The sequence below is a fragment of the Alteromonas sp. KUL17 genome, assembly GCF_006538305.1.
Classification (GTDB): domain Bacteria; phylum Pseudomonadota; class Gammaproteobacteria; order Enterobacterales; family Alteromonadaceae; genus Alteromonas; species Alteromonas macleodii.
The window spans coordinates 150,614-177,423 of record NZ_BJKJ01000004.1 but is presented as its reverse complement, the minus strand read 5'-3'; the positions used below and the strand labels follow the sequence as shown (position 1 = coordinate 177,423).

Sequence of the window (26,810 nt, the reverse complement as noted above, 5' to 3'; positions counted from 1 at the left end):
TTTATGGTTAAGAAAGTTTAATTTAATGTCTTGATTTCACTTTGAAGAATGCCTTCTTTGCGAGCATAACAAATCCTGTACTTGCACCAGTGCGCTTGTTTGCAATAGCTCTTCTCTGCCTGTTTTATGTTCCCTGTGTTTATCCATCTAATGCAGACAAGCTGATGAATGAGTATTCGGCTGAGCTTTTAACTGCCGAAGATGGCTTCGTCTCATCAGAGATTTATTCCATTATCCAAGATCGCCAAGGCTTTTTGTGGTTTGGTACTGCCGAAAACGGTGTAATGCGTTACGACGGTCGTAGAGTTACGTTGTTTGAGTCTGACAGCGATCCCAGCCAAGGGCTATCACACAACGACGCTGGCAATTTGATGTTGGATGCAGAAGGCAATATATGGATTGGAACGTGGGGAGGTGGAGTTAACAAGTACGACCCAACAACAGGTCACTATTCTCGTTACTTGAATGATCCAGACGACCCTCGCTCCATATCTTCAAACCGAATCCAATCACTCTTCCACGATAAAACAGGCCAAATTTGGCTAGGTTCGTATGATCAAGGTTTAAATCGTTTTCTAGGAAATGGGGAATTCGAAAGGGTTCAGAAGAAAAGCAATGAGGACCACAGTCTGTCTCATAATCGCATTTGGGACATTATGGATAATAATGACAACAGTCTGTGGGTAGCCACCAGTTTTGGCTTGAACTTGCTAGACAAAAGAACTCTCACCGCCAAACACTTCTTTCCCGACCCTGATAATCGTACTGCAACAGGAGCCAATGAAATACGTAGCTTGCTGCGTACGTCGTCAAGCCAATTCTATGTGGCGACTCAGGAAGGCCCTTTTCTTTTCTTTCCAAGTTCAGGCGTGTTCCTTGCACAAACTACGCGAGACGGCAAAGCATTAGGCCAAGTGAACTCAATGATTGAAGATCACGAAGGGTGCATTTGGTTTGTGACCACCACGGGTCTTTATAGACATACAGGTGAGGGAAATTACGTAGAGAAGATGGACTTCGGCTATGACAACGGACTTCGCATAATATATGAAGACCACACTAAAACAAAATGGGTAACCAGTGAAGTTCACGGCATATTTAAACTATCTCCTCGCCGTAAAATCAAGCAGATCAATAGTGACTCATTGGTTTCACCCAGTGGCATTGAGCTAGATACCTTCAAAAATAGTGGCGATGTATTGATTGCTACAGCAAATGCTGAAATTTATACATGGAAAGTGAAAGAGCAAATACTCCAAAAGGAATTTGACTCGGTATTTAAAGAAGAAAGTGAATATTCAAATAGGGGAGTTATAGAACGACCTATTATTGTCCCCGATAAACACGGCAATATTTGGGTGGCACAAGACAACTTTATTGCACGTGTTAACAGAAAGAATGGAAATGTAAGTCGCTTAGAATATCCCAGAGAAGACAGCAAGTATCGCCAATTCAGAGAGTTCAGAGCGTTAGCGTTAGATAACGAAGGCAATGTATGGATAGGTACCTACAAGCATGGTGTTTATATATACAACGTGCAATCTGGCGTCTTTAGGCATCTTTCAACGACTGACGGTTTAGCTCACCCAGAGATTCACGCCATTGTTAATGACTCTCAAGGAAATATGTGGATTGGCACTGGAAGTGGCGTAAATTTATGGTCCATTCAGGACAATACTTTCACTCAGATTGAATATAATAAAGATCACAATGCAGGTCTGTTGGGCAGCATCGTCGAAGATATTCATGAGACCAAAAACGGCCAAATTTGGATTGCAACCCAACGGGGGTTGAACCTTTATAAGCCTGAATCGAAATCCTTCGAGTGGTTTGGGGAGCAGAAAGGGTTGCCCGCTACCTTAGTAAGAGCGATTGCAGACGGCGACGAGGGCCAGCTCTGGCTTACCACGAATAAAGGGATCTTTCTTTTTAATCCGGCTACTGAAAGTGCCATTAATTACACTAGCACTGCTGGGGCTGTAAGTCAGAATTTCTATTCAAACAGTTTACTTAGAGCCACTAACAACACGTTCTTTACCAGTAGCCAGCGAGGTATTGAATACTTTGAGTATGTGCCAGGACAGTCTGAGTTGGTCGATTCTAAAATTGTGCTAACTGGCTTCAACAAAATGGGCGAAGCAGTAAGCCTTGATAAGCCACTATCCTACGTTACGGATATTAATCTTTCCTACGAAGACTATTTCATCTCATTAGACTTTGCTCTTCTAGACTTCTCTGATCCCAAGCGTTCTCATTTTTCCTACAAATTAGAAGGATACGATGAACAGTGGATTGATATCGGAAATCACAACAACGTTTCATTTACTAACTTAAATGGCGGCACCTATACATTGCTGGTCAAAGCAATGAAGCCCAATGGTGAATGGGGCAGCGAAGTCATGTCGGTTAATTTGCATGTAGCAGCAGCTCCTTGGAAAACATGGTGGGCATACAGCATTTACATTGCGTTTTTACTCGGCATTGTTCTGTTGATCATTTACTTAAGAACCCACTTACAGCAAACAGAAATTACCAAGCAGAAGCGCTTTGTTCAGGCGCTAGAGCAACAAGTTTCAGAAAAAACAGCCTCGTTGAAAGCTCAGGCCAACGATTTGAAAAAAGCGCTGGAACAAGCCGAAGAAGCAACAAAGTTGAAGTCTGAATTCCTTGCAAATATGAGCCATGAAATTAGAACGCCAATGAACGGCGTGATAGGGATGCTGGGTCTGCTTAAGAAAAGCAACCTAACTACTGAGCAATCACAGCGCGTCAACATCGCAAGCTCAAGCGCTAATTCTCTACTGGCCCTGATTAATGATATTTTGGATTTCTCTAAAATAGAAGCGGATAAACTCGAGATTGAGTCCGTTGAATTTGATGTAAGGGAATTGATTGAGAGCATTGCTCAATCGATCGCGCATTTAGCGCAAGAAAAAGGGCTGGATGTTGTTGTAGATTTGTCAAAGGTCAGTGAGTCAAAAATAAACTCAGACCCCAGCCGAATTCAACAAATCCTCACAAACCTTTTAAGCAACGCCGTTAAATTTACCGAGCAGGGAGAGCTCTCTGTCACGGCAGAATTGCTTCCTACTAACAATCAGAATACTGCGCTTATGCACATTGCGGTGGCAGATACGGGCATTGGTATTCCCGCATCAAAACTACCTCATTTGTTCGATGCGTTTACACAGGTCGACGCTTCTACAACTAGACGCTATGGCGGAACAGGGCTTGGGTTGAGCATTACCAAAAAGCTATGCCAATTGTTAGGAGGAGACATAAGTGTTACCACCGAGCTTGGCAAAGGCAGCCGTTTTGATGTGACATGCGAAATTCGCTACGCCGAGCAACGCAACGCTGTGCGCCCTCAGCTTGCTAAACAAGACATGTGTTGCCTGATTATTGACGACAATGCTTCAACAAGACGTGCCATGCAAAGCCAGCTGAAACTTTGGGGAGTGCTTACGCTGACCGCATCTTCGATTGAGGAAGCGATTAGCTTATATTTGAAAGACAGCGAGCAAGAGATACCGGCAATACCCATTGATGTTGTATTTCTGGAGAAAGCAGAAGAGGAGGAGTTTTCACAACACTTCGGCCAGATACTTTTAGATAACCCCAGAACAAAACATACGCGTTTGGTATTAATGACACAGCTAAGCGACATGGAGAGCTCTGTTGTCTATGGCGGAGTAGACGTTGATGAGAGTCTTCCTAAGCCACTGACCTCTTCAGATTTAATTCGAATTGTAGAGGAATCAGTAAATACATCTGACTATGAAGCTAAACCACGCTTTAAAAAACGGGAGGATGATCCGGTTCATATTATCGAAGGCAACACTCAGCACGTGCAATCACCTGAAGAAAACGCAAAGTCCACCTCTGATGATAATGCTTATCGAATCTTGTTAGTAGAAGACAATGCTATTAATCAAATAGTGGCCACCAATGTTCTAGAAAGCGAAGGGTATGTGGTTGACGTTGCCAACAACGGTGTAGAAGCGTTAGAACTGTTAAAAAGCAGCAAGCTTAAGGCGCATTACAGCGCAATTGTCATGGATTGCCAAATGCCGGAAATGGACGGGTTCGAAGCAACCAAGCTTATTCGCTATGGTGCAGCCGGCGAAGTTTACAAACGTGTACCCATTATAGCGATGACGGCGAATGCTATGCAGGGCGACAAAGATATGTGCATGAAAGCCGGTATGGATGATTTCCTCACCAAACCCATAGAGCACAATAAAGTAACTTCAACATTACAGCACTGGCTCTACAAAGTTAATTAGACCCTCGCCAACGGGGAAATAAACGCGTTAATATGCAACAAGTTTTTAACATGTTGTGAGAGCGTTAATGCTAAACCGAGCATCAAAACCCTTCGTCAAACTCGTCGAACGATATCTTCCTGACCCCTACATTTTCGTTTTATTACTCACCCTAATTACGTTTGCGTTTGCAGTGGTCATTCAAAATCAGTCTCCACTTACAACTATTCGACAGTGGGGTGACGGATTTTGGGGGCTGCTCACATTTTCAATGCAAATGCTCTTGGTGCTAGTCACTGGGTTTATGTTGGCATGCACGCCATTAGTAAAAGCCTTACTTGAAAGGCTTGCGAGCTTAGCAAAAAGCCCTGGGAGCGCCATTGTGCTGGTCACGTTGGTGTCGCTTATCGCAAGCTGGATAAACTGGGGCTTTGGTCTTGTTGTAGGCGCGTTGTTCGCTAAAGCCTTAGCAAGAAAAGTGTCGGTTGATTATCGGTTATTGGTGGCAAGCGCGTACTCAGGCTTTATTGTATGGCATGGAGGTTTAGCGGGCTCTGTGCCCTTAACTATTGCAACGCCGGGTCATTTTTCAGAAGCACAGATTGGCGTAGTTGGCACTGGAGAGACTATTTTCAGTGGGTTTAACTTGCTGTTATTGGCAATCATGTTCGTGATTATTCCTCTTGTTAATCGTTTAATGTTACCGCCTGAATCTGAAAGCATTATTGTCGATAGCGCCAAGCTAAAAGACGACGCTTTGCCTTCGGCAACAAACGAGCGGCCCGCCGACAAACTTGAAAACAGCAAGGTGCTTGGGTTACTCGTAGGCTTTGCAGGGCTTGCTTATCTCACTAATTACTTTGTTTCAGGGGGCGGGCTTAATCTCAATATCGTTAATACGCTATTTCTCTTTCTCGCTATTGTCCTTCACGGTACACCACGCAATGTACTGCACAGCCTGCAGCAAGCCGTTCAGGGCGGTAGTGGTATTGTTATACAGTTCCCATTTTATGCGGGGATCATGGCGGTAATGGTTCAATCAGGATTGGCCCAAACCATGTCAGAATGGCTGATTAGCTTTGCATCTGCAGAGTCGCTGCCAGTATGGAGTTTTATTAGCGCAGGCATTGTTAATATCTTTGTGCCGTCGGGTGGAGGGCAGTGGGCAGTGCAAGCCCCAGTAATCTTGCCTGCTGCCGCTGAACTTGGAGCCGAAATAAATAGAGTTGCCATGGCGGTAGCGTGGGGTGATGCGTGGACTAATTTGATTCAGCCATTTTGGGCGCTACCCGTACTTGCCATAGCCGGCCTGAAAGCAAAAGACATTATGGGCTTTTGCTTGGTTCAGCTTATCGTAACCGGTGTCATTATTTCCTTGGTATTGCGGTTTGTGTGAGGATTTAGAGAGCAATTTAACGCCGTCAAACAAAGCGAATAGAGCCGAATATGAAGCCACAACTTAAATACAAGCGATGTGAATGATGCATTTAGACGAAGAAAAGGTAGGATTGTTGATCGTAGATGTTCAGGGCGCGCTGGCTCGAAAAGTCAATGATAGTCAGACAATGATCTGCAAAACAGTAAAGCTAATACAGTGTTGTAAATTGCTCAATATTCCCGTAGTTGTACTTGAGCAAAATCCTGAAGGCTTGGGGAAAACGGTCCCTGAAATTGAAACTCATGTCGCAAGCGATCCTCACTTTAAGAAGTTTACTTTTAACGCTGTAGCGGGTACTGACCAGTGCTCGTCCGAAATACTGGCGTACATTGGTGAAATGGAATTAAGTCGATGGCTGGTTGTAGGAATTGAAGCGCACGTATGCGTTTATCAAACGGTAACGGGTTTATTGGAAAATAATCACACTGTGGAAGTAATACAGGACTGCATTTCTTCAAGAGAGTCTTCAAATGCTGTGCTCGCCATCCAAAATATGCGTGAGCAGGGCGCACGGATCAGCAGTTTTGAGATGACACTTTTTGGCCTTTTAAAATCATGCCAACATCCAAAATTCCGAGAAGTGTTAGCGCTCATCAAGTAGTCGAACAACGTGATGAGCGAAACAAGTCGGAGCTATGCGAATGCGGTTTCTATCGATACAATGTCAATACCACGCACTTGCATAGAATCCAGCGCCAATAGATGACCAATGGCGTCACGCGTACAGGTGCAAGGTTCAATGACTTTGGGGGAATACTTGGCAGCCGCTGGTGACAATGCTGTGTGAGTTACGCAGTTGTGCGTCATCATACCTGCAAGAAGAATTTCATCCACGCCCAATGACTGTAAGGTTTCTTCTAAATTGGTGTTCTCAAAACAATCGGCGTGTTGCTTTGTGATGATGGGCGCATTCGGGGCTGCGGCTATCACCTCTTTATGAATTTCAGCGCCGTGAGATCCTTCATAGAAAAACAACCCTTCTCCGGCCTCAACAGGCACAAGGTGCTGTATGTGAATAATTGGAATGCTCTTTTCCTTTGCAATAGCCATCGCTTTAAGTGTTTCTTGCATCGCAAGCTCTGGTTTGTGTAAAGGATACTTCCCTTCAGGAAAGTAATCGTTTTGAATATCTATAACAATAAGTGCTTGTTTAACCACGGTCTTACCCTCTTTTTCCAAGAAATAGTCTCTAGCACGGTTTAAGTTGTGCTTACTCGATATTGACTATTTTGCAGATTTTCACGTGTAATAGAGAGTGACGATAATGACAAAAAGCGCGCCAAATGCGACAGCGTACACAGAACGACAATGAAACGATGAAAGAAATAAAAATAGCAGTAATAAACTATCCAACCGCAAGCCAATCTGCGCTTTACGGCATCGTTGAGATGTTAGAGTTAGCAAATACGATGTGTGAGCAAATCAACGCTGATGTGGCATTTAGCGCGAGTATTTACAAAGCGGAACAGTTAAATTCAAATGCACTGGTTGATGTCGTCATCTTGCCGCCAAGCATGAGTGAAACATTTTTTGAGCATGACTTCACATCACTCATTAACTATATGGAAGTCATGAAGTCCCAAGGTGCATTGCTCGCATCTGCTTGCGTAGGTGCATTTATTCTTGGCAAAGGGGGCTTTTTAAATAACAAAATGTGTACTACACACTGGCGAATTGCCGATCACTTCATGGCAACCTTTCCCACAGCAAAGCTAGATGCTAAGGCTATCGTAGTAAACGGGGAGGGTGTAATAACAGCTGGCGGGAGAATGGCGTGGATTGATCTTGTGTTTGAAATCATATCGACCTTAAGTTCACCCACCATTGCCTTGAATCTTTCTAAAGAGATGGTGGTGGATACAGGTTACAGGGAGCAAGGCTTTTATCACCAGTTTTCACCTAAAAAAGATCATGGCGATGCTCTCGTTGTTAAAGCGCAAAATTACTTGGAAAACCATTACAGTCAGCCAATTTCTCTTAGCGATTTAGCCAGCCACACTTTCGTTAGTCAGCGAACCTTACAGCGAAGATTTACGCAAGCGTTAGGTATGTCAGTCATCGACTATCTGCAAAAACTGAGACTTCATCATGCTTGTCAGCAAATTGAAGTATCAACGCGTAGCATTGCTGATATTGCATTCAACGTGGGCTATCAAAACGTCAATGCGTTTAGGAAGATATTCCGTAAAGAGTATGGGCTTAGTCCGGTGGAATACCGCAAGCGTTTTGCAATAAATTAATCATATCGTTATTTTCATTTTAATTGTTATGTTATAACATTTATTAAATTCGAGATTTAAAATGAAACTTAGCGAGTCGTTATGTCAATTCAAACTCAGCTTCCCGTTACCGTACTTTCGGGCTTTCTAGGCGCCGGTAAGACCACGGTTCTAAACCATATTCTGAATAATCGTGATGGATTAAGAGTAGCCGTTATTGTTAATGATATGAGTGAAATCAATATCGATGCGGCTACGGTGAAAAATGAAGTTAGCTTTAATCGAGCCGAAGAAAAGTTGGTTGAAATGAGCAACGGCTGTATTTGCTGCACGTTGCGAGAAGATTTGCTTGAAGAGATAGAGCGTTTAGCGCATGAAGGTAAATACGATTATCTGGTAATAGAGTCTACAGGTATTTCGGAGCCTTTGCCTGTAGCTGAGACCTTCACGTTTGCCGATGAAGACGGTAAAAGTTTATCGGAAATATCACGCCTCGATACTATGGTTACCGTTGTCGACGCATTGAATTTTCTTAGAGACTATGACGAAGCTAAGTTTCTCAACGAAGTGGGTGAGAGCTTGGGTGAGGAAGACGAGCGTAGCGTAGCAGACTTGTTGGTCGAACAAGTGGAATTTGCTGATATATTGCTAATTAGCAAAACAGACTTAGTCTCTGAACAAGAGTTGGCGCGCCTTAAGAGTATTCTGCAAACCCTTAACACCGAGGCTATTCAAATTCCTATTGAGCATGGAAAAGTGCCCCTCGACAAAGTGCTAAACACAGGGCGATTTAGTTTTGAGCGTGCTCAGCAGTCGCCCGGTTGGCTGAAAGAAATGCGTGGCGAGCACGTACCAGAAACTGAAGAGTTTGGTATAAGCAGCTTTTCGTACGAAGCGCGACGTCCGTTCGATCCGCAGAAGTTTTATGATTTTATTCATAGTAAAGACATTGCAGGTAAGTTAATTCGTTCAAAAGGCTTCTTCTGGCTGGCAACACGCCCTCAATTAGCGGGCAGTTGGAGCCAAGCTGGCGGTATGGCGAGATACGGGGCTGCTGGGCTGTTTTGGAAAGCCGTACCCAAAGAGCAGTGGCCTGAAGACCCTGAATACCTTAAAGCGATTGAAGAACAATGGATGGAGCCCTTCGGTGACATGCGTCAAGAACTGGTGTTCATTGGACAAGGGCTTAATAAAAACGACATTATCGAGCGGTTAGATCGTTGCTTGCTAACAGACGAACAGCTTATTCAAGGTCATCATGTTTGGGCTGAAATGCCTGACCCATTTCCTGCGTGGGAGCACTAATATGCAGGCGTTACAAGACTACAATACCGTATTCGAACGCAGCAGTTCTTGGCGCTCAAACGCCGATGCTATGGTGTTGGGCGATATCTTTGAAAAAGGGGTAAGCGTTGCGATATGGACAAGGCCTGAAGTACCACTTGTCACGCAATATTATGTCGACGTTTTTAAGTCATTAGGAATGGGGATTCGCGGTGTTTTCTCTTTAACATCACTGAAAGAGGAAATCGCAAAGCTTTTACCTGATGGAAGAAATAGTGCCGGAAAGCAGGCTGCCATTGACGATATTTATTTGCTGTCTGACATGCTCACCACGCTATTTGACTGTGACAGTGTGGGTGTAAGGTTAGTGCCCCTTTCATCAGCAATGTGCCCAAGCTTTCATGTGGACAATATTCCTGTTCGGTTGGTGAATACCTATTTGGGCGAAGGTACAGAGTGGCTGCCGAAAGAAAGTGTGGTTACACGCCCAATGATTGGTCTTAACGACGCGAATACACAAGGGCTTACTAAGAATAGGTTGGGCCAGCACTATCGAGAGAGCAGCGTTAGGCAAATGAACGCGTTTGATGTGGGTTTACTTAAAGGTAAGTCGTGGCAGGGCCATGAAGAATTTGCCGCCGTGCATCGGTCCTGCAAAGTCATACCTGGTACTCATCGCGTGTTGCTTACCCTGGATCCCATGTAGTTTTTAAGTTCTTATTGTACCTCACCCTCGGTTACTTCGGCGCTATCACTTTTTCCATGAGTTTTCCCTTGTGATAGCGCTTTTTTCTTTCTCGGTACCTAACCTCGCTTATCTTCTTAAATATCCCCTTTTAAGCTTCCAGCGTTAAGGTAAATAGTCTAACAGGCAAGTGCCATATCTTTTTAGCGAAGACCTGAAAGGCCAAGTTTTTCAACATATACCCTTAAACATTATAGTCTTTCATATTTAACGTATTGTGAATGCTAGGAATGCGTTCTTCTGCATGGTGATTTACATACAGCAGTGTACTGGTGCCTGCTTTAGCCAATATATCAATAAGCTTAAGCGCTTTCTGTCGGTTGAAGTCGTCTAAACCATTGCAAGGTTCATCCAAAATAAGCACGGCGGGGTGCTTAACCATAGAACGTGCAATAAGTACTAATCGCTGGTCACCAAAAGAGAGTGACTGAAACGGCGTGTTCTTTTTCTGTTTCAAACCCAGTACTTCAAGCCACTGCTCTGCCACCATGCGTTCCTCTAGCGTGGGGCGGGTATACAGACCAATACTGTCGTGAAAGCCTGAAATGATAACGTGCTCAACACTTGCATTCACTTTGTACTGCATGTGGAGCGCGTTAGACATAATACCAATGTGCTTTTTAATGTCCCATATGCTCTCGCCTGTGCCACGTTTTATGCCAAACATTGTTAAATCGTTGGTATAACAATGGGAATTATCACCGGTAAACATTTGAAGCAAACAGGTTTTTCCTGACCCATTTGGACCAGTGATCTGCCAATGCTCATTTTTGTTAAGCGTAAAGTTAAGCTTTTCAAATACGGTTCGCTCATCAAAGCGCACGAACCCATCTTTAAGCTGAATTAAGGTATGAGGTAGTGAATCTAACTCACTGTTTTGCTCATTAAGGTTTCGGTCATTGCGATTTGGGTCATCGCCGTGTTTGTCTTTAGCGTTAAGGGCTGAGGGAACATCGATATCATCAGACTCTAGTGCAAACCAGGTGCTTAGTTCTGAGCGCAAACCGTCATAGTTAATTTTATCTTCAGATTTCCACGTAATAGCCAAGTCATCCATGACAATCAACTGGGCTTGAATATTCTTGGGAATATCTGCGAGTTTGTTGGCGGTAAGTACTAAAGAAGCTTGCTGCTGAGAGACAAGAAAGCGACTAAATGCGCTTATCGCTTCAACATCTAAACCTTCGAAGGGTTCATCAAGCAAAATAATAGAGGCATTACTTAACCATGCCAACATGATAATAATCTTGCGGGTTTCACCTGTTGAAAGTGAAAGAAACCCATTATCTAGCAAATGCTCAATTCTAAGCGCAGAGGCGAGTTCGTCGTAATAAGGGTGGTTTTGATAATCCACATTAGTCTGTGCGAATAGTTCGCGAACCTGTGTTGGCTCAGCTATTACGTCTAGAATATCTGCACTGTCTTTTTGTTTTTCTTCTTCAATTATCGCTTGCTGTTTAAAAACCGATACCTCTGCAACAACCGAACTACATTCACGACTACCGCTTGCTACCTTCCCACTACCGGCAAGCGCGGAAATTAAGAGTGACTTTCCGCTACTGTTTCTACCTGCAATAAGGAAGTGGGACGGCGCACTTTCAGTACAGAGCGCTAGCGAAAATGCAGGAGTAATGTATTGATTAGAAAGCTTTATTTTAAATTCAGAAAGGTACAGCATTAATGATCGCGAGTGAATATAAAGTAGAACCATTGTGAAGTTTTCTGATTACGTGTCAATGGTGAATAAGACTTTCTGAAGCCAGAACTAGCTGGTAAGTTAGTCTTATAAAGTTAGCGCCACGTTCAATGGCCAGTTAAGGGAATCAAATTGTGGGCAAGGTAGTTATTGTCACAGGCGCTAGTCGTGGTATTGGTGCCGCAACTGCTAAATTGTTGGGAAGTAACGATTATAAGGTTTGCGTTAATTACCTATCAGATAAAAATGCTGCGGATAGGGTGTGCGCGTCGATAGCTGACAACGGTGGCGTTGCATTTGCTCATAAAGCCGATGTTTCAGATGAAGCGCAAGTACTGGACATGTTCGAATATGTAAGGGAACAGTGGGGTGAGGTAACGCATTTGGTTAACAATGTGGGTGTTTTATTTACCAAAACTGAGTTAATTAACGTCAGTGCAGAGCGCTTCACCAAAGTACTTAATACTAATGTGCTTAGCGCATTCTTGTGTTCAAAGGCTTTTGTAAAACAAAGCGTTGCAGGAGGCGCAATCGTTAATGTTTCGTCCATTGCCTCTCGTACTGGTGCTCCTTTTGAATACGTCGACTATGCGACGTCGAAAGGGGCAATGGATTCATTCACCAAAGGGCTTTCATTAGAACTTGCTGCGAAGAACATTCGTGTAAACAGCGTCCGGCCTGGTTTTATTAAAACAGACATTCATGCCGATGGTGGTGAACCTGGCAGAGTAGAACGGTTAAGCTCACAAATTCCTATGCAGCGGGGCGGTACAGCAGATGAAGTCGCACAGGCGATAGCCTGGCTTCTATCACCTCAGTCTTCATATGTTACAGGATCGTTTATTGATTTAGCGGGTGGGAAGTAAAGCGCGTGATAACACTCAGAGATTTCAAAATGAGCGATGTAGGTAGACTGGTAGATATTTTGAATCAACCGTCGGTCACGCAGTTTCTGTCGACAAAAATTCCCAGCCCTTATACAAAAGAAGATGCCACATGGTGGATTCAAGAGGGGAGCAAAGAGGGTTTTATAAGAGCTGTAGAGTACGACGGCGAGTTAGTAGGGTGTATTGGTGTTAACCCAGGTAACTTTGAATATGAGAGATCTGGAGAAGTTGGGTACTGGCTTTGCTCATCGCATTGGCGAAAAGGCATTATGCGCGAGGCGCTGCGCCAGATTATTGCGCTTACTTTCTCAAACACAAATATAGAGCGCATTTTTGCCTGCGTATTTTCATCCAATTTTGCTTCGCAAAAGCTGCTGCTAAATGCAGGGTTCAAGCAGGAAGCGATATTGCAACGCGCCATTTTCAAAGATGGACAGTTTTACGATAGCCATATTTTTGCCATTTTGAGGTAGCTCTTCGATGGTGACTTTAGAACCCGCAAAGCGTTGAGTGGTTTCCATAGATACGGATATTTATTTTACTGCCTTATTCGCGGCAACGCCTTCAATCACCCCTGCGGCTGCAAGGTTCATCAATCGACGAAACCTCGGACATTCCAAATGACTCGGTGCTGTGCAAGCAGCTGCATGCTGCAGACCATCACGCATTGCTTCTAATTTTTTGATTGTTCCATCTAATTCGCTCGCTTTTTTAAGTAGCAGAGCGCGGTCTATATCAGGCTTTGCATCGGTTCCTAATATCCCAGAAATTTCTTCCAGTGAAAAACCAGCTGCGCGGCCTAGTGCGATTAATTCAAGGCGCTCTAAAACGTTTGAGCTAAATACGCGACGTATACCTTGTCGACCAATAGATTTGATAAGGCCTTTTTCTTCATAAAAGCGCAGTGTTGATGCCGACACTCCTGACTTTTTGGCGACCTGAGATATTTCCATACTTTTTCCCAAAGGAATGCTTGACTTAAAGTTAACTTGAAGTTGTAGGCTAGCATCTCATGTTAATTGAAACTAGTTATTGAGAGTGAATATGCAAAGTATTGTTTTTATCTTGCTGATAGGTATTGGAGCTACTTTAGTGATGGATTTATGGGCCTTGTTGAGAAAGCAATTGTTTGGTATTGCTCCAACAAATTGGGGCATGGTAGGGCGTTGGATAGGGCATATGAAAAAAGGGCGATTCTCGCATACTTGTATTGCCAACGCCGATGCTGTGAGTGGTGAGAAGATCATTGGGTGGACAGCGCATTACGTAATTGGTATTGGCTATGCGGTGTTACTTTTTCTTATATTTGGAGAAGCTTGGTTGTTCGAGCCGACACTAGGTCCAGCAGTAGCGCTCGGTATCGCTACGGTCGTTGCACCGTTCTTTATATTGCAGCCCGGAATGGGCGTAGGAATTGCTGCGTCGAAAACGCCTAATCCTAACGCTGTCCGTCTACACAACGTTTTAAACCATGCAGTATTTGGCTTAGGGTTGTACGTGTCGGCCTTGTTTGCTGGAGTCATTTTGTAGTAATCACTATAGGACAGGTACTTGTTGATAAAAATTGTGACCTTTGGTTATACAACGCATTTTAATCGAAATTAATTATTTCGCACGATCCGCTTAAATTGCACACTTTGTATGATGTTGTATACTTACGGATGTATATTGGATTGAGGTGTAATCATGCATACGTTAACCGCTAATGATGCCAAACGTAACTTTGGTGAACTTTTGCTAAGTGCCCAGCGCGAACCCGTTAAAATAAGTAAAAATAGTAAAGACGCAGTAGTTGTCATGTCGATGAAAGACTTCGAAGATTTGGAAGCTATGAAAGCTGAATACATAAAGCTTTGTTTTGAGACCGCCAAAAAAGATAAAATCGAAGGCAAACTCGCTGATGGTGATGATTTTATGAGTAAATTATAAAGTTCACAATGAAAAAAGCTTATCGATTAAGTAGTTTTGCACAGGGCCATTTAGTAAAGATAAGAGATTACACTTTAGCTGAATATTCGGTTGAACAATGGGAGCGCTACAAGGAAACGCTTGTTAAGGGGCTTCAATTTATCTCAGAAAACCCTTCAGTTGGTAAAAGTTGTAATGAATTGGTTACTGATGGCTTTTATTTTCCAGTAGGCAAGCATACAGTCTACTACCTTCAAGATAGCGACGGTTTAATAATTGTAGCGATTCTAGGCCAGTCGCAACTACCTCAAAATCACTTGAAATAGCTGTCACTACTCACCGAATATCGGCAGCTCTCTGTATTAAGGGGGGAAGCCGCCTTCGCTTTTTATCAACGGCCCGACGATGAATATCAAATATAATTATGGAATTGGCCGAGTTATGAATACAAATGAAAACTGCAGAGTGCAAAACCGAATCTGACTGCGGAAAGGCAATAACCCCTAAAATAAGCGGTAACTGGGAGCATTCAGTTGGCGATTCTTACGGTTGATGCCTTACCTTTTCTAACGCCAAGAAATGTAGCAAAGTGTTGATTATCATCACTGTACAGCCTAACAAATCCTCTTTGCATACTGGCGTATATGTCTGCATCAAACATTAAGTCATCAACTAGACTATTTAATATTTCCAAATTACTTGACGCCACCTCTATTGCACAAAGGTCGTTATTACAAACGGCCTCTCGATACAGTGCTGAGTCGTGCTCTTCTAGTCTGTCGTAGAGTGAATCTTGCAGTTCATTCTCTATTAAAAGGGTCTCACTAGCTTTGGGAGCAAACTTTATCGTTTCTACAAGGCCCCTTAATTCTGTAATAGTTAAAGAGCCTAAACGCTTAGTATCCAATATGGCAACGTCGTTATTGACCTTCAAAATGTGACTTGTATCGTCAATTGATTCTTCTGGTTCAATCAAAGCGTGAACATTGGTTTCATCACTAGTTAGTTTTTCATTTTTTAGCTCAGCGTCAGTATCAATTTTCATCACCATAAGTTCTTCCGCTGAAATCAGTGCTTGGGACGAGGTTGAGCCTGACTTATCCGCTAGGGGAACTGCTGTATTGTTCAGGTTAGTTGCTTGGTCTTTCTTCTGAATTCGTGGCTCACTGGTTAACGAGCCGATTGAGTAACCCACACTAGTGAACAATACTACGGTCAAAGTAAAAGAGAGTTTTTTCAATATAAATATCCTTATTTCAATAACTGAAAGATGTTGTGCTTGTTATGGAGAAGATTACCTCTGTCAAAAGCGCTATTCCTTATGCTCTTAACCAAGTGTTCCTGTAAAACGTGTCACTATACTATAAAGATTAAAACACGAACCAAGAACAACATATCACATTGAATAACGAAACTACTTACCTCAATTGCTGATAAGAAAGTTTAAAATACCAAAACAGCCACAATTATTTATTCTTAATAATTAACCGGAAAAAGAAAACAGGATGAAAATTTCACTGGAAGAAATAAACAAATCTAACTATGAGCAGGTTTGTGACTTGGATGTGGCGGATGATCAACAAGCGTTTGTAGCGTGCAATATGTGGTCGTTGGTTGAGTCTTTTTACAACGAGAACCATACCTGCAAAGCCATTTATTGCAATGGCCAGCCCGTAGGGTTCTTGATGTGGGTTCAGGAAACGCCAACCAAAGTGTCCATTTGGCGCTTTATGATTGATGAGAGCCATCAGAACAATGGAATTGGCAGAGTTGCTTTATCTCAAGCTATCACGCTTATAAAGCAAACTTCTGAGCTCAAACAGATAGAGATATGCTATAACCCCAAGAATCCTGTCGCCAAAGCCTTCTATTCAAGCTTTGGTTTCGAAGAGGTGGGGTTAGATGAAGATGGCGAAGACATGCTTGCTGTTATTGCCATTTAGCCACGACTTAAATTTAAAGCAGCGAAATGCGATGGATCTCAAGATATGGACGTCATAGATATTAAGACTTTTATTCCAAGCAAAAACTACGATATTTCTAAAGCATTTTATTCTGAGATTGGATTTAATGCTTCATACGTAAATGAAGACCTAACACTGTTTGAGAATGGTGATTGTCTCTACTTTCTTCAGCGCTTTTATAATCCTGAATTGGCGAATAACTTTATGCTACAAATATGTGTAGCAGACATTCAGGACGCTTTTGATTTGTGCTCGCGCTCGTTACATAAAACGAAAATTTCATCAATTGAGCAACAACATTGGGGAAGTGTTTTCTATCTATGGGGCCCGTCGGGCGAACTACTTCACATTACCGAATTAGGTAGCTAGCTTTTGCGAGAACGAGGGGAGGAATGACGAATGATGCATACCAATTACACCATTAAAGAAAGCCCTCCGTCAGTTGAAGACTTTGCCAGTTTAAGAAAATTGATTGGATGGAGTAACCCGTGTTTATCGGTTGTTCAAAAAAGTATTGATGCCTCGTTGTTTTGGGCAACAATTTACCTCGACAGCAACCTTGTAGGCTGTGGTCGGGTGATTGGCGATGGCGCAATGTATTTTTATATTCAAGACGTCATTATTCATCCAGAACATCAGAATAAAGGCTTGGGATCGAAAATAATGAACACGTTGATTACACATTTGGAGTCTTGCTGCGCACCTGGCGCAACCATTGGCTTGTTGGCTGCGCATGGAAAAGAGAGTTTTTATCTTAAGTTTGGCTTTAAACCTCGCGATGGTCAGAGCTTAGGTTTAGGCATGTGTAGGTTTATTTAGCTACTTGGTCATTGACGCGGCATGAGAGTCCCAGGAGTCCTCAAGTTTTTTAATCACTTGGCATTGTGATCATTGCCTATTTAATTATCGGCAGCTTTCTGTCCTAAGGCGGCAAGTCGCCTCCGCTTTTCATGCACGGCCTGACGATAAACATCAAGTTCTTTTAACACTGAGAAAGGTATATCTCCTTAAACTAGGCGCTTTACGTCACTTGGTTATCAGCAATTTTATCAATGTAACCTTCAATGCTGCTTGTAGCCTCTCTTTGGTGTGAATTTTGCAAAAGCCTGTTTAAAGACACTGAAAATGTCGGTTTGCGTACTAGCTGATCACTGTTTTTTGATGAGTTTTTGCTTCTTTCCGATAGAAATTTGACGTTTTTCACTGGACACGTGTAATGAAAAGTATGACAAAACCTGTCTCTCACGCTCTGCTGACAGAAAATGGTCGCTTAGTCGCGAAAGCCTTGGCATATACCGCGCTTCTATTGGGCTTACTCTCTGGTTGCTCTTCATCTGACGAACCTAAGAGTCAATTTGCGCAAACCGATGCCAGCGACGTATCGGCATTGGGGAATGTGGAATACCATACCTATATGTTGGCAAACGAACTTTTTTCTGATGTGGGTCCAGCACGTCAGTCTCGCTATGCGGTAGTTGGCTTTGTACCTGCCGATACCATGAAATACAGTGCTGATCATCAACATCCGCTAATGTTGTTGGGCCATCAACTTGAACAGGGAATGATTACTGAGGCCACGAAAAGAGGCTTTTCTACTCAAGAATTTAAGCTTTCGAACGATATAATTGTTAGTAACGAAAGCGACAGAGTATTAACCCGCGATATCGACCAGCTTTCCAACATTGAGCGCGTCGATTTTTATATAACCGGCACTATGGTGTATCAAGAGTCTGGCGCGGTGGTTAACGCTCGAATTATCAACGCTAGAAACAAAAACATTGTCGCTGCAGCAACACGCTTTTTCCCTGCCGAACTGTTTTGGCGCGAAGAACATGTAACCACCAGAAACGGCAAGTTATACAGAACTGAAGGTACGAGGTAACCCCATGAAAAGACGAAATCAATACGCGGCGCTTTCGCTTTGTGCTTCACTGCTAAGCGTCAGCGGGTGCTCTATGATGATGGGGGAAGAAGAGGTAGCCGAACAAGCGCCTCAGCGCCCGGCCATGAACGTGATTGATATTACTGCCGCCGACCGCGCTCCTTCAAAGCCAGTTGAAAATACCAGTGATACCCAGTCTCAGGGTATGGACGCGTACGGCGCTATCGGTCAACCCCCTTTGTATTCGAGCGTACAGGGCGCGTATAAAGGTCGACCTCTAACCAAGCATATTGGCGACTATGTGAAGAACATGGCGCAAGACTTAATTGCCAATATGGAATATGTGAATAACAAGACACCTATTGGTGTAACCCATTTTGCACTGCTAGATACTGACTTGCAGAAAACAGACTTGCTTGGTCGTCAGATGGCGGAATCTTTTGTTCACGAACTGCATAAATTCCGCGTGCCGGTTATCGACTTCAAAGCCACCGAGTATATTCGTATTACTGACGATGGCGATTTTGTATTAAGCCGAGACTATTTGGAATTGAGCAGCAGCCTTCCTATTGAATACGTCTTAACCGGAACAATGACCAAGCACCAAGGTGGCGTGTTAGTTAACGCCCGTATTTTAGGCATGGAGTCGCGCGCGGTGGTGGCAACTGCGCAAATGTTAGTGCCGTTCTACGTAGTAGATGCACTTATTCCAAGTGATGGTAGCCAGCAAAACGGTATGCGCGATGGCGTTAAGCTAAGTCGCGGCTAGGAGTTTCAGCATGGTGTTTACAAAGAAGCTTGTGTCAAGCAGTTGGGCAGCCGTTGGCGTAATGCTGAGTGTATGTATGGCAGGGTGCACTAGCACAGAGTCTATTGGCTCATTTTGGTTAGGTGAAGACGGTGAAATTACGCATCACGCCGAGCCAGTGCCTGTACCAAGCCGTTCAGGGCTGGAGTACACACCAGATTCTCGCGATAGACAATATCAACAGCACGTGGAAGTCGACCCCGGCTATAAAGACCCACTACACCATGGCTATTCACCTTCACAAACGCATAAGCGCTTAAATGATTACGCCTCGCAACTTGCGATGGAGTTAATGGACAATGCAACCCGTCTTACGCAGCAAGATATGGTGGGTGTGGCGAGTTTTGTGAGGCTTAATCAGTCGTTGAGCGACAGTACCGTGCTAGGCAATCAGCTTTCAGAGTATCTAATAGCCGAGCTGCAAGACTTTGGGTTAGCGGTTGTCGACTTTAAGCTTGCAGGTGGCATTACCGTAACGCCAGTGGGCGATTTTGTTCTTACTAGAGATGGTACTGCACTCGCTAAACAGGTTGAAATGGACCATGTTGTAACCGGCACCATCATTGAAGATGACAGAGGCGTACGCGTAAACGCCCGTATTGTGTCGCTGGAAAATAAACAAGTGGTTGCAAGCGCCAACGTCTACATTCCTGCCTTTATTGTGATGGATTTAAATAAAATGGCTAGCGTAAACTAGCCATTTACTTCCTTTGCACTCTGTTTTTTCAAAGCGAACTCCTTTCATGTTCGCTTTAAATCCTCTAAACGTCCGATCTTTTGTGTCTAGGCACAGTAGAATTTTCACAAAGACCTCTCCGTTTATTAACCCTGACTTCTTATTGCTTCGCGAGTCATAAAGCGGCTTGTGTTTACAGCATTAAGCAGATCGTTGCTTAAAGGTAGCGGCTCCTTACATAGACTGCTCACCAAGACCTCTGCCATTAAAGGCGCTGTGGTTAACCCTCGCGACCCTAAGCAAGTAAGGGTGGAAACTACGCTGGTTGGCAACACTGGCGCGCTAGTCAACGGTTTGCCCACGCCTAGCATAGTGTAGTGTTCTTTTAATGAGTCAAAATTATGTAGTGCACCGACAACAGGTTGGTGGTCGGGTGAACCTAAACGCGTAGCCGCTCTGGCTTTACCGTCATGTTGTAATGCTTGCACGATGTCGGTGTTTGCCAGCGCCTGTTCATGTGTAGCAAGGTTCATTTCAGTTTCATCGCTTCTCACATCGGTACTTAAGTCGTTTTTAACGTAGGTTGAACCTAACGCATGCCGACCTTCGAATACAGGTGTCATATAGCCTTTGTGACACAACACAGTGTTGAGCCGTTCAATTGGCATTTGGGTTGGAATAGCTTCAACCTGTCCGCGAACAGGGCGAAGGGACAGGCTGTCAAAATCGCTAGCGTTTACCGCACCTGCTCCAAGGGCAAGGATAAGGTGATCGGCAGTAATAACTTCTTCACTCTCAGCGCTATCTAAGTTAAAACGAATTTGCACCTGCTGCTTTGTTGTCTCAATTGCCTCATGAGACACATAGGTATGATTGGGTTTTAGCTCAAGTTTGCCACTTTGAAGTGCTTCTTCAATCATGGCAGTAACTAGCTGCGGAGGAGAAAGCCATCCGCCGAGGCCAATGTATAAGCCAGAGTAGGGAAGAGTTAGGTTAGCGATATCGCTCACTTCTTTGCCGTCCACGGGCTTAATCAAAGCTTCAGGCCATACGTCGGCTGCTGCTAGTTTATTTTGACGCTCTGCTACCTTGTCGTTAAAGCTCAGTTGAACAACGCCACAGAAATCATGGGCAACGTCGGATAGGCCACAGGTTTTTGCATGTTCAATAGTGTGGTCGTAGGCTTGTCTAGCATACAAAAAACTGTGCGCCTGAATGCGGCTGGCAATACTTGCTTCGCTATGAAGCTGCGGGTAAAAACCGCCTTGCGGGTTGCCAGACGCGCCGCTTGCAAGGGTGTCACCATCAAAATACAAAGTAGTGCTAATGCCGCGTTTTACTAAAGCCAGACATGCCGTAGCTGCTGCAAGGCCGGAGCCTACTACTGCGACTTCACTTGTTTTATCTAAACTGCCGTTAGCGTACCTGTAATAGGGGCCAGCAGGCAGACGAAGTTTATGCTGCACATTATCATGGTCTTGGTCAAAAACGCCGGTCAACATGTCGCGCTTACGGCCAAAACCGTTGCGTTTTTTAATGGTAAAACCCACACCAGCTAGCCCACGTTTTACGATGCCTGCGGCGGTAAAGGTTCCAAAGGTTGTACCTGTTTTTGACAAGCGAGCCATTTGGCTAAACAGTGCATCAGTCCACATATCAGGGTTTTTGCTTGGTGCAAAACCATCTAAAAACCAGGCATCGATGAGGCCATTTACAGGGGAATGCCATTGAGGCAAAAGCTCGTGCACATCACCAATCCATAAGTCGAGTGTGGTTGAATGGTTATCAAAATGAAGGCGATGACAACCTTCAAGGCCCATGGGGTAAAGTGAAGCGAGTGCTTGCGCTTCGTCTTTAAGGGCAGGAAAAGCTTCTAGCGCACGCTGCATATCCTGTTGAGGCAGTGGAAACTTTTCGGTGGTAATAAAATACAGGCGCTTTAACGGATGATCAGGGTTCGCTGCTCTAAATTCGTTAAAGGCACGCATGGCGACCAAAAAGTTCAGCCCAGTTCCAAAACCTGTTTCGGCGATGACAAAAGTAGGGTTGCGCCACTGTTGCCAGCGCTCATCAAGGTCGTTGCCTGCAACAAAAACGTGTTGGGTTTCATCAATTCCGCTGTCGTTAGAAAAATAAACGTCGTCAAAATGGTCGGCGACAGGCGTACCGCTCTCATTAAAATGAACCTGTGCATGCTTAGATTTCACTGTTTATTTTTCTCCGTTTATATTGTTTTGGTGTTGGCACTTTGAATTGGAGGCGGTTTTCACTACTTCAACAGCTTGCCCATCCGATGCTTGTTTTGAAACGTCAGAGCTAGCCTGCCTTTTAGATAAACAAGACACTTCTGCGAGTGTTGAAAAGTGCGGGATTACTTTACTGGTCACGTGCTGTGCGCCAAGCATACCGCCAACGGTGTACCAAGAACCGTTAACGTTAATTAATCCGCGATGATCCATCGTAGGTGCTTCAGCTTCTGTTTTCGAGATAACCCAAGTGCCTTCGGCAATATCAAAGATCCAGATGGCGTCATCTGCAGTTGAAGGCTCGCCATTATAGCCAATGCCATTGTAGTTGTACGGATTAGTCGAACCGCCCACAAAATAGATTTTACTGGTGTCCTTATCGCCCGCTGCCGCCATGCGATAGCGTGCAGTACCCGTTGGATGGTCAAGCGTACGCCAATCAATTTTGAATGGATTTTCCTTGTCAATTTCACCTTTAAAGCAGGCTGTTTCTGGCGCGAAGCTGCGGCGTTTATCACTGTGAGGTGTTACAGAAACGCCGTCACAAATTACCATAGTGTTATTAACGATGCCGCCAGCTTGCCCGAATACTGGATTGCCAAGAAAAGGGCTCGCCTGTTGCCATTGGCCGGTTTGCGTATCGTAAACCTGCACAAGGTTTACGTTGCCATCGTTGTGCCAGCCTGAAACTAAGTAAACGTAGCGGTCTTGGTAGACTAAAGCAGTTGCATCATCAACAGGCACAGGCATAGGCGTTAATAGCGTATATTTCCCAGTTACAGGAGCGTATTTATAAACATCGGGCGTACTAATTTCATTGTGATCTTCATCAACCGTGTAACCGCCAAAAATATAAATGCTGTCATTAACGCCCACTGCTACGGAGGCTAAACGGCCTTTAAGCGCAAGGCTGGATGGAACTGGGGTAAGGGCTTGCCATTGCAAAGGTTTATCTTTGTTGTTGATAACAAGTTGCCAAGCACGGTTGTGCACGTCTTTATGGGTCTTGCCTTTGCCCAGCCCCATAAAACTAAATACATATTGTGTGTCGTCGATGGTTACAGAAGCTACGGCATTGTTTGAAACTGGCTCTGGTAGCGCGGGGAGGACGATAGGCGCAGCTGTTACTGAGACAGTCGCTGCAGAAGCAATAATAAAGGCAGCCACTACAAAAGAAAGTCGGGGTACCGCACTCTGGAAAATGCGTAGAGCAATGGTTCTTGGCTTTTTTAATAACACAGCAATCTTCAGTTTTATCTAAATTTCGAACGTTTGGCTGCGTATTCTACCTGTCACCTTTTTGTTTTTCCGCAAAAGTTTGTGCCTGCTTAAAACTCTTCTTTTCATATTGCTTCTGCAAATAACAATCTATCAGTAAAAACAATACGTTTATTTAATTGTTGTTGTAAATAATTTGTTAAATTTGGCGCTAGGTCTATTCAAGATAGTTCAGGGAGAAGGTATGGCGGGCGTGTTTCACCAATGTGGTCAAAGCATTTGCAAACGCACTAGAGACGAAATGGATGATCGTGCACGTATCATAGCACGTGCACTGGCTGAGCAAGGTGTGTGCGATAACGATGTGGTAGCTATTTTTATGCGAAACCATGTCGATATATTTGAAATAGTTGAGGCATGCCGATATGTGGGTTCGCGCTATGTTCTGCTTAATTGGCACAGCCCTGTTGCCGAACTTCTGCCTATTTTAGACGACTGCAGCGCTAAAGTGCTGTTCGCTCATCGCGATTTATTAAAGGGGGAGAATGACCGCCAAACCTTATTACAAGTTTCCACCTTGTCAGTGATATACACGATTAAAACGCCGGAAAGCATTTTAGAGCGCTATCATTTAACAGATAATTCACTGTTAGCATCAGAGGCGAAAACTGGGGAACAGTACCAGTACCTTGATACGCTATTAGCAGCCCCAAACGCAACGCGCCACAATGAACCGCCAAAACGCTTTAAGGGCATGTTTCCCTACACATCTGGCAGTACCGGAAAACCTAAAGGTATTAAGCGAGATGAAGACCTAACGCGGCCAGACCCTTATTTAATATTTAAAGGGCTGTCTGAAGCGTTAATGCAGCTATCAATAGGTGATCGCTTTTTCGTCTCGGCACCGCTTTATCACAGTGCACCACACGCGCTTACGCTCTGCTGTTTAGCAGCGGGTAATATTGATGTATACATTGAGCCTCAATTCGACCCCGAACGCTTTTTACAAGACATAGAGCGGTTTAAGCTGACTCACGCCTATATTGTTCCCACTATGATGGTGAGGCTACTTAAACTGCCCGAGTCGATAAGAAGCAAATACGACACTTCAAGTTTGCGATTTGCTTTATCAACCGGGTCCGCACTGCCGAGCGACGTGAAAGAAGCAATGATTAACTGGTTTGGTCCAATTTTCTATGAATCTTATGGCGCTAGTGAATTAGGCTTTATGACCCTAATTTCATCTCAAGAAGCATTAGAGAAGCCAAATTCTGTGGGTAAGCCCATTCCCGGTGCCGCGATTAAAATACAGAGCGACGATAAAGAGGAGTGCGAAGTAGGTGATGTTGGCGTTATATATGCGCACCTTTCCATGTTCGCGCCATTCAAATATACCAATACTACGGGCACGCAAGGCGACTTACATGTTGGTGAATTCACGACATTAGGTGATATGGGTTATGTGGATGAAGATGGCTACTTATATATTTGCGATAGGAAAAAAGACATGATCATCTCAGGTGGCGCCAATATATTTCCTGCTGAAATAGAAAGCGTCATCATAGAAATGCCTGAGGTTGCAGACTGCGCGGTATTCGGTGTGCCTGATGCTGAGTATGGCGAGAAAGTCGTGGTGGCTGTTCAATGCTCACCCGACAACGCGCTGTCGATTGATGCGCTACACGGGTATTTAGATGGCAAACTGGCGCGGTTCAAGTGGCCTAAAATGTTGCAAATGCTCGATACTCTGCCCAGAGAAGATACGGGTAAAATATTTAAGAACAAACTTAGAGCCCAATTTACTTAATAAAAGAAACCGCTAAAGCTATTTTGAAGGTTTTATGAAGGTATAAATTAACGCTGGTCATGACCCTGTGCATTCATGCTACATTGGAAATATTCTGAACAAGAAAGCATAGACAAAGACGGCAGAAACGAAAAAGAAGGGAAGTGGGAATTTACCTGTTTATACACATAAGCCCAGAATTGAAACAGGTACTGCAACGCTGAAACTTGGCAAATTTGAGTATGGCAATTGGCAGAGCAGACCACTTTACCATTCAAAATCGTTACCATAAGCCGCAACAACGCAAAGGGTAAACTATGAGAAGAGCAGTTATCACCGGTCTTGGTATCGTATCAAGCATCGGCGTAAATAAAGAAGACGTACTTGCTTCACTTAAAGCGGGTAAGTCTGGAATTACATTTTCAGAACAGTTCGCCGAAATGGGCCTTCGCAGCCAAGTTTGGGGCAACATCGACATCGATTTGAAAGACCATATTGACCGTAAAGCTATGCGCTTTATGGGCGATGCGGCAGGCTACGCATACGTAGCGATGCAACAAGCCATTGCAGACTCTGGTTTAGAAGAAAGCGACATTTCAAACGAACGCACAGGTATCATTGCTGGCTCAGGTGGCGCGTCTTCTGAAAACCAAGTGCTATCTGCTGATATTCTTCGCGAAAAGGGCGTTAAGCGTGTTGGTCCATACATGGTTCCTCGCTGTATGGCATCTACGGTATCGGCTTGCCTAGCGACACCGTTTAAAATTCGCGGCGTGAACTATTCAATTGCTTCTGCGTGTGCAACTAGTGCCCACTGTATTGGTAATGCGCTAGAGCTTATTCAGCTTGGTAAGCAAGACGTAGTATTCGCCGGTGGCGGCGAAGAACTACATTGGTCACTATCAAGCCAATTCGACGCTATGGGCGCACTAAGCTCTAAATATAACGACAATCCTGCTGTGGCATCACGTACTTATGACGCAGCACGCGACGGCTTTGTAAGTTCAGGCGGCGGCGGTATGGTTGTTGTTGAAGAACTTGAGCACGCACTAGCGCGCGGCGCAAAAATCTACGGTGAAGTAGTAGGTTATGGTGCTACATCAGACGGTTTCGACATGGTAGCACCGTCGGGTGAAGGCGCAATTCGCTGTATGAAAATGGCAATGCAAAATATCGATGCGCCAATCGATTACTTGAATACCCACGGCACATCTACGCCTGTAGGTGACGTGAAGGAACTTGCGGCGATTCAAGAAGTGTTTGGCCAAGCGGGCGTACCTATTAGTGCAACTAAGTCACTGACAGGTCACGCACTAGGTGCAGCGGGTGTAAACGAAGCTATCTATAGCTTGTTGATGATGGAGAATAACTTTATTGCGCCATCAATTAACATCGACACGCTAGACGATGCAGCACAAGGGCTAGATATTGTTACCCAAGCACGTGAAGCAACGTTAAACACTATAATGTCTAACAGCTTTGGCTTCGGCGGCACTAACGCAACGTTAGTTATGCAGCGTTACAACGGTTAATTGAAACCGCTTGAACCAGTAAGCTTTTTTAACTTCAGTTAAGAAGTTTCAAAGAAGACAAAAGGGCGTAAACCTGAGCACCGTGGGTGCTTGTGTTTACGCCCTTTTTTGTTGCCGTTTTTTTGATTAAACGTGCGGTTTTAGAAGTAGCCGCTTAAGTGATTGTAATTGTGTATTTTGTCCGTGAATCAGAATGTCAAATTTTTATTAAGCGCAATGTTTCGAGTGACGCTAAATTTGTCGTTCAACTAAGTGC

Annotated in this window: 25 protein-coding genes; 19 read left to right on the top strand and 6 right to left on the bottom strand. The window is 44.1% G+C overall.

Annotated features, from left to right (window positions below):
• Window positions 1-164 precede the first annotated feature (164 nt).
• The 3 genes from KUL49_RS05560 (at window position 165) to KUL49_RS05550 (ending at window position 6,304) form a co-directional block, all read left to right on the top strand.
• Window positions 165-4,286 carry a hybrid sensor histidine kinase/response regulator gene (locus KUL49_RS05560; protein WP_131136583.1) on the top strand — a complete coding sequence of 1,374 codons (4,122 nt, stop codon included), beginning with the start codon at window positions 165-167 and terminating at the stop codon, window positions 4,284-4,286.
• Between the two features lie 67 nt (window positions 4,287-4,353).
• Complete coding sequence (locus KUL49_RS05555) at window positions 4,354-5,661, top strand: short-chain fatty acid transporter (RefSeq protein ID WP_049587759.1); 1,308 nt, start codon at window positions 4,354-4,356, stop codon at window positions 5,659-5,661.
• Window positions 5,662-5,743: 82 nt separating this feature from the next.
• Complete coding sequence (locus tag KUL49_RS05550) at window positions 5,744-6,304, top strand: isochorismatase family protein (protein ID WP_242633727.1); 561 nt, start codon at window positions 5,744-5,746, stop codon at window positions 6,302-6,304.
• Between the two features lie 32 nt (window positions 6,305-6,336).
• Here KUL49_RS05550 and KUL49_RS05545 read toward each other — a convergent pair whose 3' ends face one another.
• The gene (locus KUL49_RS05545) at window positions 6,337-6,882 is read right to left on the bottom strand and encodes a cysteine hydrolase family protein (RefSeq protein WP_242633726.1); all 546 of its coding nucleotides are present in this window, start codon (window positions 6,880-6,882) and stop codon (window positions 6,337-6,339) included.
• Window positions 6,883-6,986: 104 nt separating this feature from the next.
• Between KUL49_RS05545 and KUL49_RS05540 the strand changes: the two genes are divergently transcribed.
• The 3 genes from KUL49_RS05540 (at window position 6,987) to KUL49_RS05530 (ending at window position 9,912) form a co-directional block, all read left to right on the top strand.
• On the top strand, window positions 6,987-7,943 hold the full coding sequence (locus tag KUL49_RS05540; protein WP_131136582.1) for a GlxA family transcriptional regulator: 957 nt from the start codon (window positions 6,987-6,989) through the stop codon (window positions 7,941-7,943).
• 81 nt (window positions 7,944-8,024) lie between these two features.
• Window positions 8,025-9,227, top strand: coding sequence for a zinc metallochaperone GTPase ZigA (gene zigA, locus KUL49_RS05535; protein ID WP_131136581.1), 1,203 nt, complete (start codon window positions 8,025-8,027; stop codon window positions 9,225-9,227).
• Window position 9,228: 1 nt separating this feature from the next.
• Complete coding sequence (locus KUL49_RS05530) at window positions 9,229-9,912, top strand: DUF1826 domain-containing protein (protein ID WP_131136580.1); 684 nt, start codon at window positions 9,229-9,231, stop codon at window positions 9,910-9,912.
• A 223-nt stretch (window positions 9,913-10,135) separates the two neighbouring features.
• Here the strand turns inward: KUL49_RS05530 and KUL49_RS05525 are convergent, their stop codons facing one another.
• Window positions 10,136-11,662, bottom strand: coding sequence for an ATP-binding cassette domain-containing protein (locus tag KUL49_RS05525; protein ID WP_131136579.1), 1,527 nt, complete (start codon window positions 11,660-11,662; stop codon window positions 10,136-10,138).
• 119 nt (window positions 11,663-11,781) lie between these two features.
• Between KUL49_RS05525 and KUL49_RS05520 the strand changes: the two genes are divergently transcribed.
• Both KUL49_RS05520 and KUL49_RS05515 read left to right on the top strand, forming a co-directional pair.
• Window positions 11,782-12,513 (top strand): SDR family oxidoreductase, encoded by a 732-nt coding sequence (locus KUL49_RS05520; protein ID WP_131136578.1) that lies wholly within the window; start codon window positions 11,782-11,784, stop codon window positions 12,511-12,513.
• A gap of 5 nt (window positions 12,514-12,518) precedes the next feature.
• Window positions 12,519-13,007, top strand: coding sequence for a GNAT family N-acetyltransferase (locus tag KUL49_RS05515; protein WP_131136577.1), 489 nt, complete (start codon window positions 12,519-12,521; stop codon window positions 13,005-13,007).
• Window positions 13,008-13,067: 60 nt separating this feature from the next.
• On the opposite strand, the gene KUL49_RS05510 is transcribed toward KUL49_RS05515, so the two are convergent.
• Window positions 13,068-13,487 carry a helix-turn-helix domain-containing protein gene (locus KUL49_RS05510; protein WP_131136576.1) on the bottom strand — a complete coding sequence of 140 codons (420 nt, stop codon included), beginning with the start codon at window positions 13,485-13,487 and terminating at the stop codon, window positions 13,068-13,070.
• 91 nt (window positions 13,488-13,578) lie between these two features.
• Here KUL49_RS05510 and KUL49_RS05505 point away from each other — a divergent pair, with 91 nt between their 5' ends.
• The 3 genes from KUL49_RS05505 (at window position 13,579) to KUL49_RS05495 (ending at window position 14,768) form a co-directional block, all read left to right on the top strand.
• Window positions 13,579-14,064 (top strand): DUF2938 domain-containing protein, encoded by a 486-nt coding sequence (locus KUL49_RS05505; RefSeq protein ID WP_131136575.1) that lies wholly within the window; start codon window positions 13,579-13,581, stop codon window positions 14,062-14,064.
• A 156-nt stretch (window positions 14,065-14,220) separates the two neighbouring features.
• Window positions 14,221-14,463, top strand: coding sequence for a type II toxin-antitoxin system Phd/YefM family antitoxin (locus tag KUL49_RS05500; protein ID WP_131136574.1), 243 nt, complete (start codon window positions 14,221-14,223; stop codon window positions 14,461-14,463).
• Window positions 14,464-14,471: 8 nt separating this feature from the next.
• Window positions 14,472-14,768 (top strand): type II toxin-antitoxin system RelE/ParE family toxin, encoded by a 297-nt coding sequence (locus KUL49_RS05495; protein WP_131136573.1) that lies wholly within the window; start codon window positions 14,472-14,474, stop codon window positions 14,766-14,768.
• 203 nt (window positions 14,769-14,971) lie between these two features.
• Here the strand turns inward: KUL49_RS05495 and KUL49_RS05490 are convergent, their stop codons facing one another.
• Complete coding sequence (locus KUL49_RS05490; RefSeq protein ID WP_131136572.1) at window positions 14,972-15,682, bottom strand: hypothetical protein; 711 nt, start codon at window positions 15,680-15,682, stop codon at window positions 14,972-14,974.
• Between the two features lie 265 nt (window positions 15,683-15,947).
• On the opposite strand from KUL49_RS05490, the gene KUL49_RS05485 reads away from it, so the two are divergent.
• From KUL49_RS05485 to KUL49_RS05460, 6 genes are all read left to right on the top strand, one after another.
• A complete protein-coding gene (locus KUL49_RS05485) occupies window positions 15,948-16,385 on the top strand; it encodes a GNAT family N-acetyltransferase (protein WP_131136571.1) in 438 nt (145 codons plus the stop codon).
• A 45-nt stretch (window positions 16,386-16,430) separates the two neighbouring features.
• Window positions 16,431-16,775, top strand: a complete 345-nt coding sequence (locus tag KUL49_RS05480) for a lactoylglutathione lyase (protein ID WP_131136570.1) — start codon at window positions 16,431-16,433, stop codon at window positions 16,773-16,775.
• 30 nt (window positions 16,776-16,805) lie between these two features.
• Window positions 16,806-17,225 (top strand): GNAT family N-acetyltransferase, encoded by a 420-nt coding sequence (locus KUL49_RS05475; protein ID WP_131136569.1) that lies wholly within the window; start codon window positions 16,806-16,808, stop codon window positions 17,223-17,225.
• A 397-nt stretch (window positions 17,226-17,622) separates the two neighbouring features.
• Window positions 17,623-18,288 carry a FlgO family outer membrane protein gene (locus KUL49_RS05470; protein ID WP_131136568.1) on the top strand — a complete coding sequence of 222 codons (666 nt, stop codon included), beginning with the start codon at window positions 17,623-17,625 and terminating at the stop codon, window positions 18,286-18,288.
• A 4-nt stretch (window positions 18,289-18,292) separates the two neighbouring features.
• Window positions 18,293-19,057 carry a FlgO family outer membrane protein gene (locus tag KUL49_RS05465; protein ID WP_014949957.1) on the top strand — a complete coding sequence of 255 codons (765 nt, stop codon included), beginning with the start codon at window positions 18,293-18,295 and terminating at the stop codon, window positions 19,055-19,057.
• 10 nt (window positions 19,058-19,067) lie between these two features.
• Window positions 19,068-19,793, top strand: coding sequence for a FlgO family outer membrane protein (locus KUL49_RS05460; protein WP_131136567.1), 726 nt, complete (start codon window positions 19,068-19,070; stop codon window positions 19,791-19,793).
• Between the two features lie 125 nt (window positions 19,794-19,918).
• Here KUL49_RS05460 and mnmC read toward each other — a convergent pair whose 3' ends face one another.
• Both mnmC and KUL49_RS05450 read right to left on the bottom strand, forming a co-directional pair.
• Window positions 19,919-21,979, bottom strand: coding sequence for a bifunctional tRNA (5-methylaminomethyl-2-thiouridine)(34)-methyltransferase MnmD/FAD-dependent 5-carboxymethylaminomethyl-2-thiouridine(34) oxidoreductase MnmC (gene mnmC, locus KUL49_RS05455; protein ID WP_131136566.1), 2,061 nt, complete (start codon window positions 21,977-21,979; stop codon window positions 19,919-19,921).
• 3 nt (window positions 21,980-21,982) lie between these two features.
• Window positions 21,983-23,257, bottom strand: coding sequence for a galactose oxidase (locus tag KUL49_RS05450; protein WP_131136565.1), 1,275 nt, complete (start codon window positions 23,255-23,257; stop codon window positions 21,983-21,985).
• Window positions 23,258-23,480: 223 nt separating this feature from the next.
• Here KUL49_RS05450 and KUL49_RS05445 point away from each other — a divergent pair, with 223 nt between their 5' ends.
• Together KUL49_RS05445 and fabB are read left to right on the top strand one after the other, a co-directional pair.
• A complete protein-coding gene (locus KUL49_RS05445) occupies window positions 23,481-25,043 on the top strand; it encodes an AMP-binding protein (protein ID WP_131136564.1) in 1,563 nt (520 codons plus the stop codon).
• 296 nt (window positions 25,044-25,339) lie between these two features.
• Window positions 25,340-26,554 (top strand): beta-ketoacyl-ACP synthase I, encoded by a 1,215-nt coding sequence (fabB, locus tag KUL49_RS05440; RefSeq protein WP_014949953.1) that lies wholly within the window; start codon window positions 25,340-25,342, stop codon window positions 26,552-26,554.
• The last annotated feature ends 256 nt before the right edge of the window (window positions 26,555-26,810 follow it).

Bases quoted from the DNA above. Each gene is read 5' to 3' on its own strand.
- KUL49_RS05560 (WP_131136583.1), top strand. From the start codon at position 165: ATGAATGAGTATTCGGCTGAGCTTTTAACTGCCGAAGATGGCTTCGTC.
- KUL49_RS05555 (WP_049587759.1), top strand. From the start codon at position 4,354: ATGCTAAACCGAGCATCAAAACCCTTCGTCAAACTCGTCGAACGATAT.
- KUL49_RS05550 (WP_242633727.1), top strand. From the start codon at position 5,744: ATGATGCATTTAGACGAAGAAAAGGTAGGATTGTTGATCGTAGATGTT.
- KUL49_RS05540 (WP_131136582.1), top strand. From the start codon at position 6,987: ATGCGACAGCGTACACAGAACGACAATGAAACGATGAAAGAAATAAAA.
- zigA (WP_131136581.1), top strand. From the start codon at position 8,025: ATGTCAATTCAAACTCAGCTTCCCGTTACCGTACTTTCGGGCTTTCTA.
- KUL49_RS05530 (WP_131136580.1), top strand. From the start codon at position 9,229: ATGCAGGCGTTACAAGACTACAATACCGTATTCGAACGCAGCAGTTCT.
- KUL49_RS05525 (WP_131136579.1), bottom strand. From the start codon at position 11,662: ATGGTTCTACTTTATATTCACTCGCGATCATTAATGCTGTACCTTTCT.
- KUL49_RS05510 (WP_131136576.1), bottom strand. From the start codon at position 13,487: ATGGAAATATCTCAGGTCGCCAAAAAGTCAGGAGTGTCGGCATCAACA.
- KUL49_RS05505 (WP_131136575.1), top strand. From the start codon at position 13,579: ATGCAAAGTATTGTTTTTATCTTGCTGATAGGTATTGGAGCTACTTTA.
- KUL49_RS05500 (WP_131136574.1), top strand. From the start codon at position 14,221: ATGCATACGTTAACCGCTAATGATGCCAAACGTAACTTTGGTGAACTT.
- KUL49_RS05495 (WP_131136573.1), top strand. From the start codon at position 14,472: ATGAAAAAAGCTTATCGATTAAGTAGTTTTGCACAGGGCCATTTAGTA.
- KUL49_RS05485 (WP_131136571.1), top strand. From the start codon at position 15,948: ATGAAAATTTCACTGGAAGAAATAAACAAATCTAACTATGAGCAGGTT.
- KUL49_RS05480 (WP_131136570.1), top strand. From the start codon at position 16,431: ATGGACGTCATAGATATTAAGACTTTTATTCCAAGCAAAAACTACGAT.
- KUL49_RS05475 (WP_131136569.1), top strand. From the start codon at position 16,806: ATGATGCATACCAATTACACCATTAAAGAAAGCCCTCCGTCAGTTGAA.
- KUL49_RS05470 (WP_131136568.1), top strand. From the start codon at position 17,623: ATGAAAAGTATGACAAAACCTGTCTCTCACGCTCTGCTGACAGAAAAT.
- KUL49_RS05465 (WP_014949957.1), top strand. From the start codon at position 18,293: ATGAAAAGACGAAATCAATACGCGGCGCTTTCGCTTTGTGCTTCACTG.
- KUL49_RS05460 (WP_131136567.1), top strand. From the start codon at position 19,068: ATGGTGTTTACAAAGAAGCTTGTGTCAAGCAGTTGGGCAGCCGTTGGC.
- KUL49_RS05445 (WP_131136564.1), top strand. From the start codon at position 23,481: ATGGCGGGCGTGTTTCACCAATGTGGTCAAAGCATTTGCAAACGCACT.
- fabB (WP_014949953.1), top strand. From the start codon at position 25,340: ATGAGAAGAGCAGTTATCACCGGTCTTGGTATCGTATCAAGCATCGGC.